This is a genomic window from Corynebacterium alimapuense, from assembly GCF_003716585.1.
In the GTDB taxonomy this organism is placed as follows: domain Bacteria; phylum Actinomycetota; class Actinomycetes; order Mycobacteriales; family Mycobacteriaceae; genus Corynebacterium; species Corynebacterium alimapuense.
This window is the reverse complement of the sequence record NZ_PTJO01000003.1, coordinates 119,632-136,985: the sequence shown is the minus strand read 5'-3', so window position 1 is coordinate 136,985 and position 17,354 is coordinate 119,632. Positions and strand designations below refer to the sequence as shown.

General features: G+C 58.3%; 16 protein-coding genes. 8 read left to right on the top strand and 8 right to left on the bottom strand.

Annotation, left to right across the window (positions count from 1 at the left end; genetic code table 11):
* Positions 1-34 precede the first annotated feature (34 nt).
* Complete coding sequence (tal, locus tag C5L39_RS02100; RefSeq protein ID WP_123047241.1) at positions 35-1,114, bottom strand: transaldolase; 1,080 nt, start codon at positions 1,112-1,114, stop codon at positions 35-37.
* Positions 1,115-1,163: 49 nt separating this feature from the next.
* The gene (gene tkt / locus C5L39_RS02095) at positions 1,164-3,263 is read right to left on the bottom strand and encodes a transketolase (RefSeq protein WP_123047240.1); all 2,100 of its coding nucleotides are present in this window, start codon (positions 3,261-3,263) and stop codon (positions 1,164-1,166) included.
* Positions 3,264-3,659: 396 nt separating this feature from the next.
* Here tkt and C5L39_RS02090 point away from each other — a divergent pair, with 396 nt between their 5' ends.
* Positions 3,660-4,592: a heme o synthase gene (locus tag C5L39_RS02090; RefSeq protein WP_165857953.1), complete on the top strand. Its 933-nt coding sequence runs from the start codon at positions 3,660-3,662 to the stop codon at positions 4,590-4,592.
* Positions 4,593-4,626: 34 nt separating this feature from the next.
* On the opposite strand, the gene C5L39_RS02085 is transcribed toward C5L39_RS02090, so the two are convergent.
* The 5 genes from C5L39_RS02085 to mptB form a co-directional block, all read right to left on the bottom strand.
* Positions 4,627-5,592, bottom strand: a complete 966-nt coding sequence (locus C5L39_RS02085) for a quinone oxidoreductase family protein (protein WP_123047238.1) — start codon at positions 5,590-5,592, stop codon at positions 4,627-4,629.
* A 14-nt stretch (positions 5,593-5,606) separates the two neighbouring features.
* Positions 5,607-6,578 (bottom strand): COX15/CtaA family protein, encoded by a 972-nt coding sequence (locus tag C5L39_RS02080; RefSeq protein WP_425453833.1) that lies wholly within the window; start codon positions 6,576-6,578, stop codon positions 5,607-5,609.
* 69 nt (positions 6,579-6,647) lie between these two features.
* Positions 6,648-7,430: an ABC-2 transporter permease gene (locus C5L39_RS02075; RefSeq protein WP_123047236.1), complete on the bottom strand. Its 783-nt coding sequence runs from the start codon at positions 7,428-7,430 to the stop codon at positions 6,648-6,650.
* Positions 7,431-7,435: 5 nt separating this feature from the next.
* Complete coding sequence (locus C5L39_RS02070) at positions 7,436-8,404, bottom strand: ABC transporter ATP-binding protein (RefSeq protein WP_245974846.1); 969 nt, start codon at positions 8,402-8,404, stop codon at positions 7,436-7,438.
* 6 nt (positions 8,405-8,410) lie between these two features.
* The gene (gene mptB / locus C5L39_RS02065; protein ID WP_245974845.1) at positions 8,411-10,093 is read right to left on the bottom strand and encodes a polyprenol phosphomannose-dependent alpha 1,6 mannosyltransferase MptB; all 1,683 of its coding nucleotides are present in this window, start codon (positions 10,091-10,093) and stop codon (positions 8,411-8,413) included.
* 221 nt (positions 10,094-10,314) lie between these two features.
* On the opposite strand from mptB, the gene C5L39_RS02060 reads away from it, so the two are divergent.
* The 7 genes from C5L39_RS02060 to C5L39_RS02030 are packed head-to-tail and all read left to right on the top strand — an operon-like array spanning position 10,315 to position 16,639.
* Positions 10,315-11,025 carry a helix-turn-helix transcriptional regulator gene (locus tag C5L39_RS02060; protein ID WP_123047777.1) on the top strand — a complete coding sequence of 237 codons (711 nt, stop codon included), beginning with the start codon at positions 10,315-10,317 and terminating at the stop codon, positions 11,023-11,025.
* A complete protein-coding gene (sufB, locus tag C5L39_RS02055) occupies positions 11,022-12,467 on the top strand; it encodes a Fe-S cluster assembly protein SufB (protein WP_123047235.1) in 1,446 nt (481 codons plus the stop codon). Before C5L39_RS02060 ends, sufB begins: the two co-directional genes overlap by 4 nt.
* Positions 12,468-12,471: 4 nt before the next feature.
* Complete coding sequence (sufD, locus tag C5L39_RS02050) at positions 12,472-13,668, top strand: Fe-S cluster assembly protein SufD (RefSeq protein ID WP_123047234.1); 1,197 nt, start codon at positions 12,472-12,474, stop codon at positions 13,666-13,668.
* A gap of 54 nt (positions 13,669-13,722) precedes the next feature.
* On the top strand, positions 13,723-14,481 hold the full coding sequence (gene sufC / locus C5L39_RS02045) for a Fe-S cluster assembly ATPase SufC (protein WP_123047233.1): 759 nt from the start codon (positions 13,723-13,725) through the stop codon (positions 14,479-14,481).
* Positions 14,478-15,743 (top strand): cysteine desulfurase, encoded by a 1,266-nt coding sequence (locus tag C5L39_RS02040; protein WP_123047232.1) that lies wholly within the window; start codon positions 14,478-14,480, stop codon positions 15,741-15,743. The genes sufC and C5L39_RS02040 overlap by 4 nt, the downstream gene beginning before the upstream one ends.
* Positions 15,744-16,199 (top strand): Fe-S cluster assembly sulfur transfer protein SufU, encoded by a 456-nt coding sequence (gene sufU, locus C5L39_RS02035; RefSeq protein WP_123047231.1) that lies wholly within the window; start codon positions 15,744-15,746, stop codon positions 16,197-16,199.
* A complete protein-coding gene (locus C5L39_RS02030) occupies positions 16,196-16,639 on the top strand; it encodes a metal-sulfur cluster assembly factor (protein ID WP_123047230.1) in 444 nt (147 codons plus the stop codon). The genes sufU and C5L39_RS02030 overlap by 4 nt, the downstream gene beginning before the upstream one ends.
* 66 nt (positions 16,640-16,705) lie before the next feature.
* Here the strand turns inward: C5L39_RS02030 and C5L39_RS02025 are convergent, their stop codons facing one another.
* Positions 16,706-17,314 carry a hypothetical protein gene (locus tag C5L39_RS02025; RefSeq protein ID WP_123047229.1) on the bottom strand — a complete coding sequence of 203 codons (609 nt, stop codon included), beginning with the start codon at positions 17,312-17,314 and terminating at the stop codon, positions 16,706-16,708.
* Positions 17,315-17,354 lie beyond the last annotated feature (40 nt).

Sequence of the window (17,354 nt, the reverse complement as noted above, 5' to 3'; positions counted from 1 at the left end):
TCCTTTCGAGAAAGCCTAGACAGGCAGTGTCAGGCTAGCTGAGCTGAGTTTCCATCGAGTCAAGCAGCTCGGTCCAAGAGGCCACGAACTTATCGACGCCCTCCTGCTCCAACACACTGAAAACTTCTTCGATGTCGATGCCGACGCTAGCGAGTCCTGCAAAGACTGCCTCGGCGGCAGCTTCGACGTCGGAGAGGGTATCTCCGTGCAGACCGCCCTCGGAGAGGACGGCGTCGATGGTCGACTCCGGCATGGTGTTGACGGTATCGGGGCCAGCTAGCTCAGAGACATAGAGGGTAGCGGGGTAGTCGGGGTTTTTGACCCCAGTCGAGGCCCACAGCGGACGCTGGAGATTAGCGCCTTCCGGAAGTTCGGCTGAGCCGAACTGCTTAAACAGAGCGTAGGCGCGGTGAGCGTTAGCCACCCCAGCCTTGCCCTTGAGCGCCAATGCCTCATCGGTGCCGATCTCATCGAGTCGACGGTCGATCTCGGTGTCGAGACGGGAGACGAAGAAGGAAGCCACAGAGAAGATGTTGCTGACGTCGTGGCCGTTTGCGGCGGCCTGCTGGATGCCTTCGCGGTAGGCAACCAGCACCTCACGGTAGCGGGACACAGAGAAAATCAACGTCACATTGACGGAGATGCCTTCGGCCAATGCATCGGTGATCGCGGGGATCGACTCGACGGTGGCCGGGATCTTGATCATGACGTTGGGTCGGTCGACGGTGGCCCACAGCTGGCGAGCTTGGGCGATGGTGGCCGCACGGTCAGCGGAGATGCGCGGATCTACCTCGATGGAGACACGGCCATCCTGGCCATGGGAAGAATGGTAAATCTCGGTGAAGATGTCGCAGGCATCGCGAACATCGTCAACGGACATGGCATACACTGCCTCGTCAACGCTGGCGCCTTGATCTTTGAGTTGGCTGATCTGCTTATCGTAGGCAGTGCCCTTGCTCATCGCGGAGGCGAAAATCGAGGGGTTGGTGGTCACGCCGACGATGGACTTGGTGTTGATGACTTCCTGCAGGTTGCCGGAGGTAATCCGGTCCCGGGAGAGGTCATCGAGCCAAGTAGAGGTGCCGAGCGCGGCGAGCTCGTCAATATGGGTCATGAAGTGAGTCCTTTGCGGTGGTTGCTATCGGAAAGCATAGGCGTCCGACTTAGCGGGCGGCGGCGATGCTGTCGTGGGCGGCGGCGACAACGGCTTCGGCGGTGATGCCGAATTCCTCGAACAGCTTCTGATAAGGAGCGGAGGCACCGAAGTGCTCCAAGGAGACGTTGCGGCCTTGAGTGCCAGTCCAGCGGTGCCACGGCATAGCGATGCCGGCCTCGACGGAGACGCGAGCACCCACGGCGGTGGGTAGAACCGACTCGATGTAGTCTGCGTCCTGCTCAGCGAACCACTCCATACAAGGAACGGAGACCACGCGAGTGGCAATGCCCTCGTTTTCTAGGGTCTTGGCAGCGGCAACGGCGAGCTGAACCTCAGAGCCGGTGCCCATGAGGATGACCTCTGGGGTGGCCTTGGATGATTCGACGAGGACATAGGCGCCACGGCGAACACCCTCAGCAGCCTTTTCCTTGGTTCCTTCGAGCACCGGAATATTCTGGCGAGTCAGGGCCAATCCCTTGGGAGACTCGCGGTATTCGAGCGCTGCAGCCCATGCCTGAACAGTCTCGTTGGCATCGGCCGGGCGCAGGATGGACAAGCCCGGAATGGTGCGCAGCGCAGCGAGGGTCTCTACCGGCTGGTGGGTCGGGCCATCTTCGCCCAGCCCGATGGAATCGTGAGTCCACACGTAGTAGACATCAGACTTCATCAATGCGCCGAGACGGACGGCCGGGCGCATGTAGTCAGAGAAGATCAGGAAGGTGCCGCCATAAGCGCGGGTCGGGCCGTGGAGCGCAATGCCGTTGAGGATTGAACCCATGGCATGCTCACGGATACCGAAGTGAAGGTTACGGCCGTAGGGCTCAGCAGACCAGGTATCAGTAGAAATCTCATTGGGGCCGAAAGACGGTGAACCCTTGATAACGGTGTTGTTGGAGCCAGCCAAGTCGGCTGATCCGCCCCATAGTTCCGGCATAGTGGCGCCGAGTGCCTGGAGAGCCGCCTCTGAAGCCTTACGGGTAGCGACCCCCTTCTCATCGGCATCCCAGGAAGGCAGATCGTCGGCGAAACCAGCGGGCAGCTCGCGCGCCACGAGGCGATCGAGCAACTGCTTGCGCTCGGGGTTATTGGCCGCCCAGGCGTCGAAGGATTCCTGCCAGGTGGCGTGCTTGGCTGCGCCACGCTCACACAAGCTACGAGTATGTGCCAGCACCTCATCATCAACCTGGAAGCTCTGCTCAGGATCGAAGCCTAAGACCTCCTTGGTGGCTGCGACCTCTTCTGCGCCGAGGGCAGAACCGTGAGAAGCGCCGGTGTTCTGGGCGTTGGGGGCCGGGTAGGCGATAACGGTGCGTACGCGGATGAAGGTCGGGCGGGAGGTATCGGCCTTGGCGGCGACAACAGCAGCTTCGATAGCTGCGACGTCTTCACCACCATCGATCTCGATGGTCTGCCAGCCGTAGGCGCGGTAGCGGGCCGAAACGTCTTCGGTGAACGCAATCTGGGTGTCATCTTCGATGGAGATGCGGTTGTCATCCCAGAACACGATGAGGTTGCCCAACTGCTGGGTGCCAGCGATGGAAGACGCTTCTGCAGTCACGCCCTCTTGTAGATCACCGTCAGAAGCGATGACGTAGACGAAGTGATCGAAGGGGGACTCGCCAGCCGGGGTCTCCGGATCGAAGAGGCCACGCTCGCGGCGGGCAGCCATAGCCATACCTACGGCTGAGGCCAGACCCTGGCCCAGTGGACCGGTGGTGATTTCCACACCATTGGTGTGCCCGACCTCCGGGTGCCCTGGGGTCAACGCGCCCCAGGTGCGCAGCGCCTGCAGGTCTTCGAGCTCGAGGCCGAATCCACCCAAGTAGAGCTGGATGTACTGGGTCAGGGAGCTGTGCCCACAGGAGAGCACGAAGCGGTCGCGGCCAACCCAGTTGGTGTCAGTGGGATCATGGTTGATGATCCGCTGATAGAGGGTGTAGGCCAACGGTGCCAGCGACATAGCGGTGCCCGGATGCCCGGAACCGCACTTTTGGACTGCATCGGCAGCTAGGACACGGACAGTATCCACTGCGCGGGTATCAACATCGCTCCAGTCGGTGGGGTAGCGACGCTCGGTCAGTGCCTGCAGTTCGGGCGACAAAGTCACAGGAGAATCCTTACTTTAAGGGTCGGGAATAAGTCTATTTCGGGAAACATCGGCGGCCAAGGGCACCGACAGTATTTATCATGGCCCACCTTAGTGCGGATGCTTCAACCGATGGGTGACTGCCCTAGATACCCAGTTCAAGGGTGTACCCATAATCTAGGGGGCCGTGGAAATTGGTTAAAGACGGGCACGGGGTTAGTTAAACCACCATCACGGGACGGCTGATTGCGGTAGGGGTGGGTAGGGCAGGTAGGCTGACAGGGCTTAACCCTGTGTCCCACTCGGCGCCGTGGGATGGTGGGCAACTATCCTGAAATTCAGACTCGACTTATTTTTCAGGCACCTTTTCATCGCGTCTGTGCCGTTAATACCACCCTGCTGCTGGAGGAATCTTCCTTGGAGACAATCAAGGCCTATATTGCGCTGACGAAGCCGAGGGTTATTGAGTTGCTCCTCGTGGCCACGATTCCTGTGATGCTGCAGGCAGAGCGTGGCGAGAGCAACATTTTGTTGATCCTATTAACCGTCATCGGTGGTTGGATGGGTGCGGCCGCGGCCAACACCTTCAACATGGTGGCTGATTCAGATATTGATCAGAAAATGGGGCGTACGAGGGCTAGGCCGCTGGTTCGCCACACCGTCTCAAATCTTCACGCCAGCATTTTTGCTTGGACTTTGCTGACTGTGTCGATCCTCTGGCTGGGTCTGCTGTGTGGCTCTTGGTTAGCTGCCTTTTTCATCGCGCTGACCAACTGGTTCTATATTTTCGTTTACACCAAGTGGCTCAAACGCCGGACCTGGCAGAACATTATTTGGGGCGGTGCCGCAGGATGTATGCCGGTCTTAGTGGGCTGGGCAGTCATCACCGATAATCTCCCCGAGGGAGTTCCTGCTCAATGGTGGCAGGCGATCGTGCTGTTTATGATCATCTTCTTCTGGACCCCGCCGCATACTTGGGCGCTGGCCATGAAGTACAAAGACGATTATGAGCGTGCAGGCGTGCCTATGCTCCCAGTCGTGCGGAAGCCAGTTGCGGTCACCCGTCAGATCGTTTGGTACACGTGGGCCACCGTTATTACCTCGCTATTGCTGGTGCCAGGTGCCTCATGGATCTACCTAGCCGGCGCCTTGATTGGTGGTGTCTACTTCCTCTACATGGCAATTATCTTGCACCGAGGAATAGTCAAGGGAGCTACCGTTAAGCCGCTGAAGCTGTTTATTCTCTCGAATAACTATCTCGCTTTGGTCTTTGTCTCACTCTCGATTGACGCAGTGTTGGGTTGGGAGACCATCGGGGAGATGCTGGGCTGGACTACCACGTTCTTCTGATCAATCAGTGGTGGGTAGTCCAACCCTCCGGTTTCTAGTCCTGCACGCGCAGCACGATTGATCCAGTGGTCCGACGGCCTTGGAGATCTCGGTGCGCCTGTTCAGCGTCTGCTAAGTCGTAGGCGTCAGAGACACGGAAACGTAGCGTACCGTCCACGATCGCTTGAGTTACCGCCTGAGCCCGCATCCGGAATTCGCCCTCACCTGAGGTCCACGCACCAATCGACGGCCGAGTCAAAAAGATCGAGCCATGAGTGTTGAGCAGCTGAGGATCAACCGGTTCGACGGGCCCGGAAGCCGCGCCAAAGAGACAAACGGTGCCTCGAGGGCGCACTGCCTCTAATGATTCGGCAAAGGTGTCCTTTCCGACGCCGTCATAGACCACATCGACGCCCGCGCCATTGTTCCGGCGGCGCACGATCTCTGCGAGGTTATCGGAGTAGCGGAATACCTCAGTAGCACCAGCCTCGATGGCTAGCTTTTCTTTCTCATCGCTGGAGACCACTGAAAACACCCGAACCCCCTTAGCTGCAGCCATCTGGGTAGCCAAGAGGCCAACCCCGCCAGCACCAGCAGTAATCAGGCAGGAGTCTCCCTCTTTGAGGTCATAGACCCCATAGGTGAGGTAGTGGGCGGTAATGCCCTGTAGCAGCATCGAGGCCGCTACTTCGGGGCTGACTCCCTCGGGGACTGCTACCAGCCGTTCACGGGGGACACAGACCTGTTGTGCGTAGGAACCGAACGCGTCGCACCAAGCGACAACAGTACCGACCGCAATATCCCCACGGGGATCATAGGCCACCCGGCCGGTGCCTTCTAGGCCGGGCACGAAGGGCAGCGGTGCGTGATAGACGCCTTCGCGATAGTAGGTGTCGATGAAATTGACCCCGGCCACTTGGACATTAACGAGAACTTCATCCTCGGTGGGTACGGGGGAGTCAATTTCCTGCAAGGAGAGGACCTCAGGGCCCCCAGTGTGAGTAATCTGAATTGCCTTCATGGCATCCAGGCTAGCTACATCTCAGCGCTAGCGGTGGCCTTTTCAGGTTCAGTGGAAACGCGACGGCGGCCATGAGCGTATAGGAAGGCCGAGAAAGCGACCACGACGGAAGACATTGCGATGTGTGCCGGGATGGTCCAGCGCGGGATGCCGAGATTGAATTGAATGACGCCGATGGCCCATTGGATAAGGATCATAGCGATCAAGACCCAGGCGCTGCGCTTGACTGACACAGAGGCTGAGGTCCGGTAGAGCATCCAGACAATGAGCGCAGTGGCAGCCAAATAGATGTACATGCTGGCTGCGTGGATATAGGCCATGGTTTCGATATTGACCTCAAGACGGCCATCCATACCGACGCCATCATCTCCGGCATGGACGCCGGATCCGGTAACCATGGTCCCGGTAGCCAAAACCAAAGACAGCGCCACTGCAGCGGCGACCGTCAGGGAGCGGATACGTTGTGGGAATAGTTGAGTCGGTTGACCATCATCAGGCTCAGCGATACGCATGTAGAGCAGAGCTGCGATCCAGACCAACACCATGGAAGGCAAGAAGTGGATGGCTACTACCCACCACTGCAGGTCCAACAGAACGGAGATGCCGCCGAGTACAGCCTGGAGAATGATCCCCAGGCCCGAGATCAACGCGTAGAGCTTGATCTCACGGCGGCGTCCTGCCTTGATGACGGCGATAAACACGGCCAAAGCAATGGCAGCGAGCACGAAGGTCAACAGGCGGTTGCCGAATTCGATGGCCTGATGGAGCGCAGGAGCCGCGCCCTGAACCGGAACCAGCGAACCCTCATGGCAGTTAGGCCAGGTGTTACAGCCCAAACCGGAGCCAGTTACTCGGACAATTGATCCAGTGACGGTGATCGCGCCTTGGGCCACCAAAAGGATCATCGCGAGTGTTCGTTGCAACCGGACCGAGGGAGTCCTAGTAGCGCGGGTGGAAACAGATGCAGTCTCAGTCACGGCGTCCACCCTACCCGTTCGCGCAGGATAAGCCACCATTCCAGGGCTATCTCAACTGTGGCGCGAGCCACTCATATTCTAAGAACTAAACCGGAACCAGCGAGTAGCAGCGGCAACTGCCGCAACTGACCAACCAAGCAGGACGAGAATCTCCGTCCACGGGACGATACCCTCGAACGATAGCGTTAAACCGGCAGCGAGAGCCACTGACGGGATAGCCGTGTACCAGCCAGCATCGGTAAGTCCTTGGGAGTAGACCACCCAGCCCACCAAGCCGATCAGCACCACCCAAATGAGGTTGGCCAAAGCCAAGACCACTTCGGCACCTAGCGTGCCTCCCATAAGCAGCCCGAGCGCGCTAAAGGCCGCGACTCCGGCAAGCAGTGTTATCGCACCGAGGGCAATGCCGGTGAGGTCTACGCGCCAGCCCAACGCCAGCGCAGCGCCACCCAGCAAGAAGGTCTGGAGCACTGCCATGACCGCAACTGCAATAACCTTTCCGGCAATAATGGTCTCAGCTGGCACCCCAGAGGCGCCGGTGCGTTTGAGCGCTCCGTATCGACGGTCGAAAGCTAGTGCAATGGCTTGTCCGGTAAAACCTGAGCTAGTGGTGGCAATCGCTAGCATCATCGGGAAGATCTCATCGACTCCAGTGTCTTCGCCGAGCAGCGGGATTCGACCGACGATCAGCAGCATTGCCAAGGGAATGACCACGCTGAGCAGCTGTTGCTCGCCGTGGCGAAGAAACAGAATGGTCTCCATTCGGCCTTGGGCAGCCATCATCTTGTGCCTGGGGGCACGCCGAGGAGCGGGGGCGAAGGTGCCAGGTGCGAAACGATTGTTCTCCGGGTTGGTGTGCATCTTCTTCAACTCCTCATATTCCGGCCGGTGATATCGAGGAATACTTCCTCTAGGTTTCGATGGTCGACATCAAGTCTGCGCACCAAGACCCCTTGTTCAGCTGCCGCGGCAGTTAATGCCGCCACCAGATTCGGCGTCGCTGGGGCTGCAACTCGGTAGAAGAGCGGTCGAAGGCACTCAATCTGTGGAGGCTTCGGGCAACGAGCCGCCAACTCGATGTCGGCAATCATGGTGTCGAGTGGACGATCAGTCTCAAAACTCACCCGCGCGGTGGTAGCGCCAACTGAGGTCAATTCTGCGGGAGTACCTTCAGCAAGGATGCTACCGCGATCAATAATGACGATGCGGTCAGCCAGAGCTTCTGCCTCGTCCATGAGGTGGGTGGTGAGAATGACGGTCACCCCATCACGGCGCAATGCATCGACTAGTTCCCACACCACCAATCGTGATTGGGCATCTAGTCCAGCGGTCGGTTCATCCAAAAAGATGAGCTCTGGTCGACTGATTAGCGCGAGAGCAAGGGAGAGTCGTTGTTGCTGACCACCAGACAGACGGCGATAGGTGGTTCGGCGAGCCCCGTCTAGGCCGAGGATGTCAATCAGCCAATCAGGTGAGAGCGGATTATCGTTGTAGGAAGCCGCTAGGTTGAGCATCTCCTCAACTCGGATGCCGGAGTAGGCACCGCCGCCTTGAAGCATGATCCCGATTCGACGACGAACTTGGTCGGGGTGAGTGTTCGGATCGATTCCTAGCACCCGAATGCTCCCGGAAGTGGGGCTAAGAAAGCCCTCACACATTTCGATCGTTGTCGTCTTGCCAGCTCCGTTGGGGCCCAGTAGCGCGAGGATCTCTCCGCGTCGAACATTGAGGGTCAGTCCATTGACGGCGGTGGTCTCGCCAAAGGCTTTGACCACATCGATCAGCTCCAGCACGTAACTGGAGGAATCTGTGGATCCGTCAGAAGTTGTAGACACGATTAATTAGTGTAGGCCAAGAATTCCGCGTCGCCGCAACAGCCACCAACCGCATGTCACCACAAGGAAAAATGCTACCGCCGCGCCCACATAGATAAACGCCACGGTTCCCGGGGTAAGGGATAGTCCGCGGGGAAGGACAAATAGGCTCATCGCTGAGGAATAGACAACCACACCTACCCGGAAAAGCGAGCGGTTTGCCCAGGCCGCAAGCGGGAGAATAGCCCAGAGCATGTACCAAGGGTGGACCACTGGGAAGAGGATGACCAGCACGAACGTCGATACGCCGAGGCCACCAACCGGATGGATGGTGCCCCGGAAGGTAGCAAAAAGCATGCGGACCATGAACAGGGCTGCGATGAGAATGCCTGCGGCCCTAGTGATGGATAGGATTGCTTCGGTGTGATCGCCCAGCCCCAGGATCATGCCAAACCAACCGGAAATGACGCCGATATCTGTGGTCATCGACATCCAACTGCGTATCGACACCGCTCCTCCCTGGCCGGTAACCCAACCTAGGCCGATGCCGGTGGCCACGGTGACTACCGCGATGGTGGCAACAAGGAGAGCAACTTGGACTGTCACCGCCATTGTCAGTGCCACGGCTGGGTGCCGACCACTACGCATGAAGTGGCGAGCAAGATTCATGCCAATGAAACCTAGGGCCAAAAAGCCCGTTACTTTGACCAAGCCGGCACTGGAAATCAGTGCGGCAGAGACCAGAATGAGCCACCACCCACTGCGCAGGGAATGCGGTTGCCCGTTTCGGCCTTCCAGCCTATCCACTCCACGCAACCCAAGCTCTAGGCCCACGAGCATGAGGCCAAGCAGAATCGACTCATTATGTATGCCGCCAACCAGATGCAGAATGGTCAACGGATTGAGCATGCCTAGCCACAGGGCGGCTACGGGGCTGACATGGCAGCGCTGAGCCAATCGACTGATCGCCCACCCGGCGGCGATCAGCCCGAGCAGGGAAACCAACCGGTGTGCGATCACGCCGAGAATGATGGAGTCTCCGGTGATCTGGCTGATTAACGAGGCTAAACCAAGAGCTACTGGCCCATAAGGAGAAGGCGAAGATGACCAGATAAAAGGCACCGAACGGGCGAGCGCATTTTCTGGGCCGAGCAGGTCCACCGGCCCCGCGGAATAGGGATCTAGCCCTTGGGCAACGATGGATCCTTGCGCGAGATAAGAGTAAATGTCTTGGGTAAATACCGGTGCCGTGAACAAAATTGGCAAAACCCAGGCGGCGAAAGTGCGTTTAATCAGGGACGTGCTTACTGCGGCACGTGGTCCTCTACTCATTCGATTGGTGAGGGAGGCTCCGGTGAAAGGTGCCATGAGTACCCAGGCGAACACCAGCAGTCCGACCCCCAACATAACCATCACCGAGGAGCTTTGTAGAAGCCGCGACATGAGCCAACCACCTGGGAATGATTGGTAGGGGTTGCCCACCACTGGGACGGCACCGGCTCCCAATGCTCCGAAGCCAATGAGTAAAGACCCGGTGGTTCCAGTCCATCGCAATACCTGAAAGCGAGTCAGCTCCCTGATCCCGAGGGAGGTGACTTCGCTGTCTTCCCAGTCATTGCGGTGTAGTGAAGCTGACCTAGAACCAGATGGCCCCAGCCTGGGCAGGTCTGAGGTGAGGGCGCGAAAGGGCGCCGAGCGTCTAGGGTCCACAAAGTCATCCTAGCTTTGCTGCGGTGAGTGCCCCCGCGAGCGCGGGTATTTGGTTTTGAGTGGGGTAGTAGATAGCGATTGGTTCCGGTGAATTGTGAACCAAGTTGGACAGCGGGAATGAATTAGGGAACACTTGTGTTGTCGAAAGAACAGGGCCAGTTTTGGTTCAACGACATAGGTGTTTCAACGCAGGTGCGCGAACCATGCTCGGTTTGCACACAATGAGGGAGGTGAAGGCAGTGGTTGATCAACCGCAGTCCCCGGACGGCGACACCCGCCGCCGGATCATGCTGATGCTTTTGAAACATTCTCCGAGTACCGCTTCTGATCTCGCTGAACGGCTGGGAATCTCCCCGGCTGGCATTCGTCGTCACCTTGATATTTTGGTGGCGGAAGGCAGCATCGAGGTTTCAGAACGGCGCTCACGTTCCTCCGTGACTACACATCGCGGTCGGCCAGCTAAAGCTTTTTGCCTCACTGACCAGGGACACGCTCAATTTGGGCACTCCTACGACCAGCTAGCAGGCGAGGCGTTAAATATTCTTCGGGAAACCGGGGGAGATGGCGCCGTCGCTGAAATGGCACGTAGGCGGATGGATCGGATCGTCGAGGGTGTTAGCCCAGCCGACGATGATGAGGATTCCATTCAGCGCACCGTCGGGGAGTTGGCGGATGCGTTTGATCGGCACGGGTACGCTGTCACGGTGACCCGAGCTGGGGCTGGAATCCAGATTTGTCAGCATCACTGTCCGGTGGCCAGCGTTGCCGCAGACCATCCTGAATTATGTGAAGCCGAGCATGCGAAAATCTCCTCAATGGTCGGCCGCCACGTGCAGCCCTTGGCGCTAATCGCCGACGGACACGGAATTTGTACCACCAACATTCCTCTCAAACAGATCAGTCAGACCCCAGAAGAAAGGAGCGGATCATGACCCAGGCCACACAAAATCCCGGTCTAGAGAACCCGATGAATGATGACCAGATCATTGATTCTATCGGTCCGTATAACTACGGCTGGCACGATTCCGACGACGCGGGCGCTTCTGCTCGCCGCGGCCTCAGCGAGGACGTCGTCCGAGATATCTCCGGCAAAAAGAGCGAGCCGCAGTGGATGCTTGACCAACGCCTCAAGGCGTTGAGCATCTTCGACCGCAAGCCCATGCCTACCTGGGGTGCTGATTTGTCGGGTATCCACTTCGACACGATCAAGTACTTCGTGCGTTCCACCGAGGGCCAAGCCAAGTCCTGGGAAGACCTGCCCGAGGATATCCGCAACACCTATGATCGCCTAGGCATCCCGGACGCTGAGAAGCAGCGTCTGGTCGCTGGCGTTGCCGCGCAGTACGAATCCGAGGTCGTCTACCACCAGATCCGCGAGGATCTGGAGGAAAAGGGCGTCATCTTCGTCGATACCGACTCCGCGCTCAAGGAACACGAGGAGCTCTTCAAGGAGTACTTCGGTTCGGTTATTCCAGCCGGCGACAACAAGTTCTCGGCTCTTAATACCGCAGTATGGTCCGGTGGATCTTTCATCTACGTGCCCAAGGGCGTCCACGTGGACATTCCGCTGCAGGCCTACTTCCGCATCAACACCGAAAACATGGGCCAGTTTGAGCGCACGCTGATCATCGTCGATGAAGATGCTTACGTTCACTACGTCGAGGGTTGTACCGCACCGATTTACAAGTCGGACTCCCTGCACTCCGCGGTTGTCGAGATCATCGTGAAAAAGGGCGGCCGCTGCCGCTACACCACGATCCAGAACTGGTCGAACAACGTCTACAACCTGGTAACCAAGCGTGCCAAGGCAGAAGAAGGCGCGACCATGGAATGGGTCGATGGCAATATCGGCTCCAAGGTCACCATGAAGTACCCGGCTGTCTGGATGACCGGCCCCTACGCCAAGGGTGAGGTGCTCTCAGTAGCATTCGCCGGTGAGGGTCAGTTCCAGGACACCGGCGCCAAGATGACGCACATGGCTCCGCATACTTCCTCGAACATCGTCTCCAAGTCGGTGGCTCGCGGCGGTGGACGAGCTGCCTACCGTGGCTTGGTGCAGATCAACGCGAATGCTCATCACTCAACTTCCAATGTTGAGTGTGATGCATTGTTGGTCGACAACATTTCTCGTTCGGATACGTACCCGTACAACGATATCCGCAACGACCACGTGACTCTGGGCCACGAAGCTACGGTCTCCAAGGTCTCTGAGGAGCAGTTGTTCTACCTCATGTCCCGCGGAGTCGCGCAAGAGGAAGCTATGGCGATGATCGTCCGCGGCTTCGTCGAGCCGATTGCCAAGGAACTGCCGATGGAATACGCCCTCGAGCTCAACCGTCTGATTGAACTGCAAATGGAAGGATCGGTGGGCTAGACCGATGACGACCGGAACCATCGACGGCCAGAAGGCCGTCGGCAACGCCACCCCACATAACACCAAGGGCGATCTGTTTAGCTCTTTCGACGTTGAGGACTTTGAGATCCCCAGCGGCCGCGATGAGCTATGGCGTTTCATCGCTCTGCGCCGCATCCGCGGCCTGCACAACGGCACTTTCGCGGAAGTAGTCGAACAAGATATTCAGGTTGACGTTCCTGCCGAAGCTACGGACTCGGTCAATGCTGAGACCCTGGCACCAGGAGATGCGCGCCTTGGCCGCGCTGGCGCACCCGTTGATCGGGTCGCAGCTCAGGCCTGGACTGCTATGCCTTCTGCACAGTACGTCGGTTTCTCCAGCAACTCGGTGACCACCGAGCCAGTCACCGTTACTGTTACCGGTCGTGGCGAAGGAGTCACCTCCTTCGGCGCCACCGTCATTGAGCTAGCTGCGGGCGCGGAAGCCACCGTGGCATTGAACTATCGCGGCTCAGGAACCCACGCTGACAATATTGAGATCGTCATCGGCGACAACGCCCGACTGACCTTGATCGTCGATGCCGATTGGGATGATGACGCTGTCCACCTCTCCGGGCACACCGCCAGCTTGGGCCGTGACTCAGTGCTTCGGCACAACGTTTCCACCTTCGGTGGGCAGATTGTCCGAATCGTCCCGCGAGTGAAATTCACCGCACCCGGCGGCGACGCCGAGCTCCTCGGGGTCTACTTCGCAGATGACGGCCAGTACATTGAAAACCGCCTTTTGGTCGACCACGCCGTCCCCAACTGCCGTTCCAATGTCATGTACAAAGGCGCGCTGCAGGCAGATCCGACTTCGGATAAGCCCGAAGCGCGTACGTGCTGGGTTGGAGATGTGCTCATCCGCTCTAACGCCCTGGGAACAGATACCTACGAGGTCAACCGGAACTTGGTGCTCACCGAGGGCGCTCGCGCAGACACCATTCCGAACCTGGAGATCGAGACCGGGGAAATCTCCGGTGCCGGTCACGCCGCCACCGTTGGTCGTTTCGATAACGACCACGTCTTCTACCTCATGGCCCGTGGTATTCCGGAAGATGAGGCACGTCGCCTGATCATCCACGGCTTCTTCTCCGAGGTCATCAACCGTATTCCGGTCGAGTCCATCCGTGAGGAACTTGAGCGACGCATCACTGCCGAGCTCGAATCCGTCCACGTCTGACGCACCCGAGTACCACGATCCTGAATCTTTTACCTAGAACCGAAAGAGACGTAGATGTCCACTCTCGAAATCAAGAACCTCCACGCCCAGGTGCTGCCTGCAGACGAATCCGTCGAGCCGAAGGCTATCCTCAAGGGTGTTAACCTCACCATCAATTCCGGTGAGACTCACGCCATCATGGGCCCCAACGGCTCCGGCAAGTCCACGCTTGCCTACACCATTGCCGGCCACCCGCGCTATGAAATCACCGAGGGCGAGGTCCTGCTCGACGGCGTCAACATCCTCGAACTCGACGTTGATGAGCGCGCTCGCGCTGGCATGTTCCTAGCTATGCAGTACCCGACTGAAATCCCCGGGGTTTCCTCTTCGAACTTCATGCGCACCGCCGTGAGTGCAGTTCGCGGCAAGGCTCCGAAGCTGCGCGAGTGGGTCAAGGAGCTCAACTCTGCTCGTGACAACCTCAACATCGATAAGTCCTTCGGTGAGCGCTCAGTCAACGAGGGCTTCTCCGGTGGCGAGAAGAAGCGCCACGAGGTGCTTCAGCTTGGTCTGCTCAAGCCGAAATTCGCCGTGATGGATGAGACTGACTCCGGTCTCGACGTCGATGCTTTGCGCGTGGTCTCCGAGGGAATCAACCGCTACCAGGAAGAAACCAACGGCGGCATCCTGCTGATTACTCACTACAAGCGCATCCTCAACTACATTAAGCCCGACTTCGTTCACGTGTTTTCCGACGGCCGCGTCGTCACCACCGGTGGCGCTGAGCTCGCCGATAAGCTCGAAGCCGACGGCTACGATCAGTTCGTTCGATGAGCCGGTACCTCGACTCCGACGGGGCACTCGATACTACGGCGATCCGCTCGCAGTTTCCGATCCTCTCGCGCACGGTGCGCGAAGACCACCCATTGGTCTACCTCGACTCTGGGGCTACTTCCCAGCGCCCGAGGCGGGTCTGGGAGGCGGAGGAGAACTTCGTGCTCAATACTTTCGCTCCGGTGCACCGAGGTGCCTACCAACTTGCGGAGGAAGCGACTGATCTCTACGAATCCGCTAGGGAGAAGATCGCGGCTTTCGTCGGTGCCGAGGGAGAAGAAATTGCGTTCACCAAGAACGCTACTGAGGGTCTGAACCTGTTGGCCTATACCTTGGGTGATGACCGCTCTGGGCAGCTTCAGGTCGGGGAGGGCGACACCGTCGTGGTCACCGAGCTAGAGCACCATGCCAACTTGGTTCCGTGGCAGGAATTGTGTCGGCGTACCGGGGCAACTCTCAAGTGGTACTCAGTGACTAAGGACGGAAGGATTGATCTCGATTCCCTCGAACTCGATGAATCCGTCAAGGTGGTTGCCTTTACTCATCAGTCCAATGTGACTGGTGCGGTGTCTGATGTTGCTGAATTGGTTCGACGGGCAAAGTCCGTTGGCGCTGTGACCGTACTCGATGCCTGCCAATCTGTGCCTCATATGGCCGTTGATTTCCATGCCTTGGACGTCGACTTCGCCGCTTTTTCCGGACATAAAATGTGTGGACCAACCGGTGTCGGAGTTGTCTATGGCAAAGCCGAGCACTTCAACACGTTGCCGCCGTTTCTTACTGGCGGTTCCATGATTGAAGTGGTGCGCATGGAAGGATCAACCTTTGCTCCTGCGCCCCAGCGTTTCGAAGCTGGCACTCAGATGAATAGCCAGGTCGTCGCCTTGGGAGAGGCCGTAGATTTCCTCAGTGAAATTGGCATGGATAATATCCATGCGCATGAGCAGGAACTCACTGCTTATGCATTGACTAAGCTCAATACCGTTCCCGGTTTGCGCATAGTTGGGCCAGAGAACACTGAGAATCGTGGCGGTGCAGTTTCCTTTGATGTAGCCGGCATCCACCCTCATGATCTAGGCCAGGTCCTTGACAGTCAGGGTGTATGCATCCGGGTGGGACACCATTGCGCATGGCCAGTCCACCGGGCAGCCAACGCTCAGTCCACAGCCCGGGCGAGCTTCTACCTTTACAACACGCGTGCGGAGGTCGATGCCCTAGTGGCCGCGATCAACTACGCCCGAGACTTTTTCAAGGTGAGCTAGATGAACCTGGAATCGATGTACCAGGAAGTAATCCTGGACCACTACAAAAACCCGCAGCATGCGGGTTTGCGTGAGCCCTTCGGCGCAGAGGTCCACCATGTCAACCCGTCCTGTGGCGATGAGCTGACGTTGCGGGTCCAGCTTTCGGAAGACGGTTCTACCGTCGAGGACGTGTCCTATCACGCAGAGGGCTGTTCCATTTCGCAGGCTTCTACCTCAGTGATGGCCGAGGAGCTTATCGGCCAGCCAGTAGCTGAGGCAATGAAGAAACTCGCCGAATTCGACAAGATGGTCACTTCCCGTGGCAAGGAAGTTGGCGATGAGGACTTGATCGGTGACGGAATTGCCTTCGCTGGTGTGTCTAAATACCCGGCGCGCGTGAAGTGCGCCCTGCTCGGGTGGAAGGCTTTCCAAGCCGCCACCGCCGAAGCCCTCAAAGAAAGGGAGAATAAATGACCCAGGACAATACCAACGAACAAGCCCCGGTCGTCGAAGAAGCAGCAGAGGACAAGGCCTCTTCCTCAAACTTCGACGGTGCTCGGGAGCGTCCCACCGAGCAAACTGAAGAGCAGGTCGCCCAGGCTTATGATGTCGAGGAGTACATGCGCGATGTCATTGACCCCGAACTGGGGATCAACGTCGTTGACCTTGGTTTGGTCTATGACATCTGGGTAGAAGAAGAAGCTGGCGAGAAGATTGCTGTGGTCAATATGACGCTGACCTCACCGGCCTGCCCGCTCACCGATGTCATCGAAGACCAGGCGCATTCCGCAGTAGTGGGAAGCGGTTCTGCCGATAAACTTGAGCTCAACTGGGTCTGGATGCCGCCGTGGGGCGCGCACATGATCACCGAGGACGGACGCGAGCAGATGCGCGCGCTTGGCTTCGCGGTCTAGCCCGTTTTTTTGCTTTTCGACGCCCCTCCCTGCCAGCTAAGTGCAGGGTGGGGCGTTCGTCGCTAATTAGGGGACAGCGAGGACGCAAGAGATGAAGAAGGCGGCGTTAGCCGGAGTAAAAGGAAACTGCGTTGGCTCATCAGACAAGAGCTGTCTCGGTCCGCCGTTACCTGCGCCGAATTCAGTGAGTGCATCACCGCAGATCTCCAAGGTCGGAGAGTCTTCAGATAGCAGCTCACCGACCCCTTGGCCTTGCTCCTTAGCCGGGATGGCTTGAAAGCCAAGAGCAACAAATACCAAGGCAGCTATCACGATGAAGGTCGGTAGCGAAGGCAGTCTCGGACGCCGACGTGGAGGCGTCGAGAGCACGGTGGGGGCTGAAGTAGGTGCAGTAGTGGGCGCAGAGACGCTTTCCTGCGGCCAGCGCGAGTCACTGAGCGTGTCCCGAGAGGTGGAGACGTTATCCCACATTCGGCCGGTATTAAGCGGTCTAGCGCGAACCTCCTCGAGCGCGGAGGCCGGGAGCCCAAAGTTCTGCAACGCAGCCCGCAGTGTCTTTTCATCTGGGTCCCCAGAAAACCGCAGCACTAAAGAACCATTCTGAAACTGTCCAGCTCGATACTCGACGATGTAATCCTGGGCTGGTTGGTCGGTCTCTTTGGGCAGTCTGCTCATGGGGCCCAGTGTAGGGTGCCCGCGTTCGGTTTGACCGGGT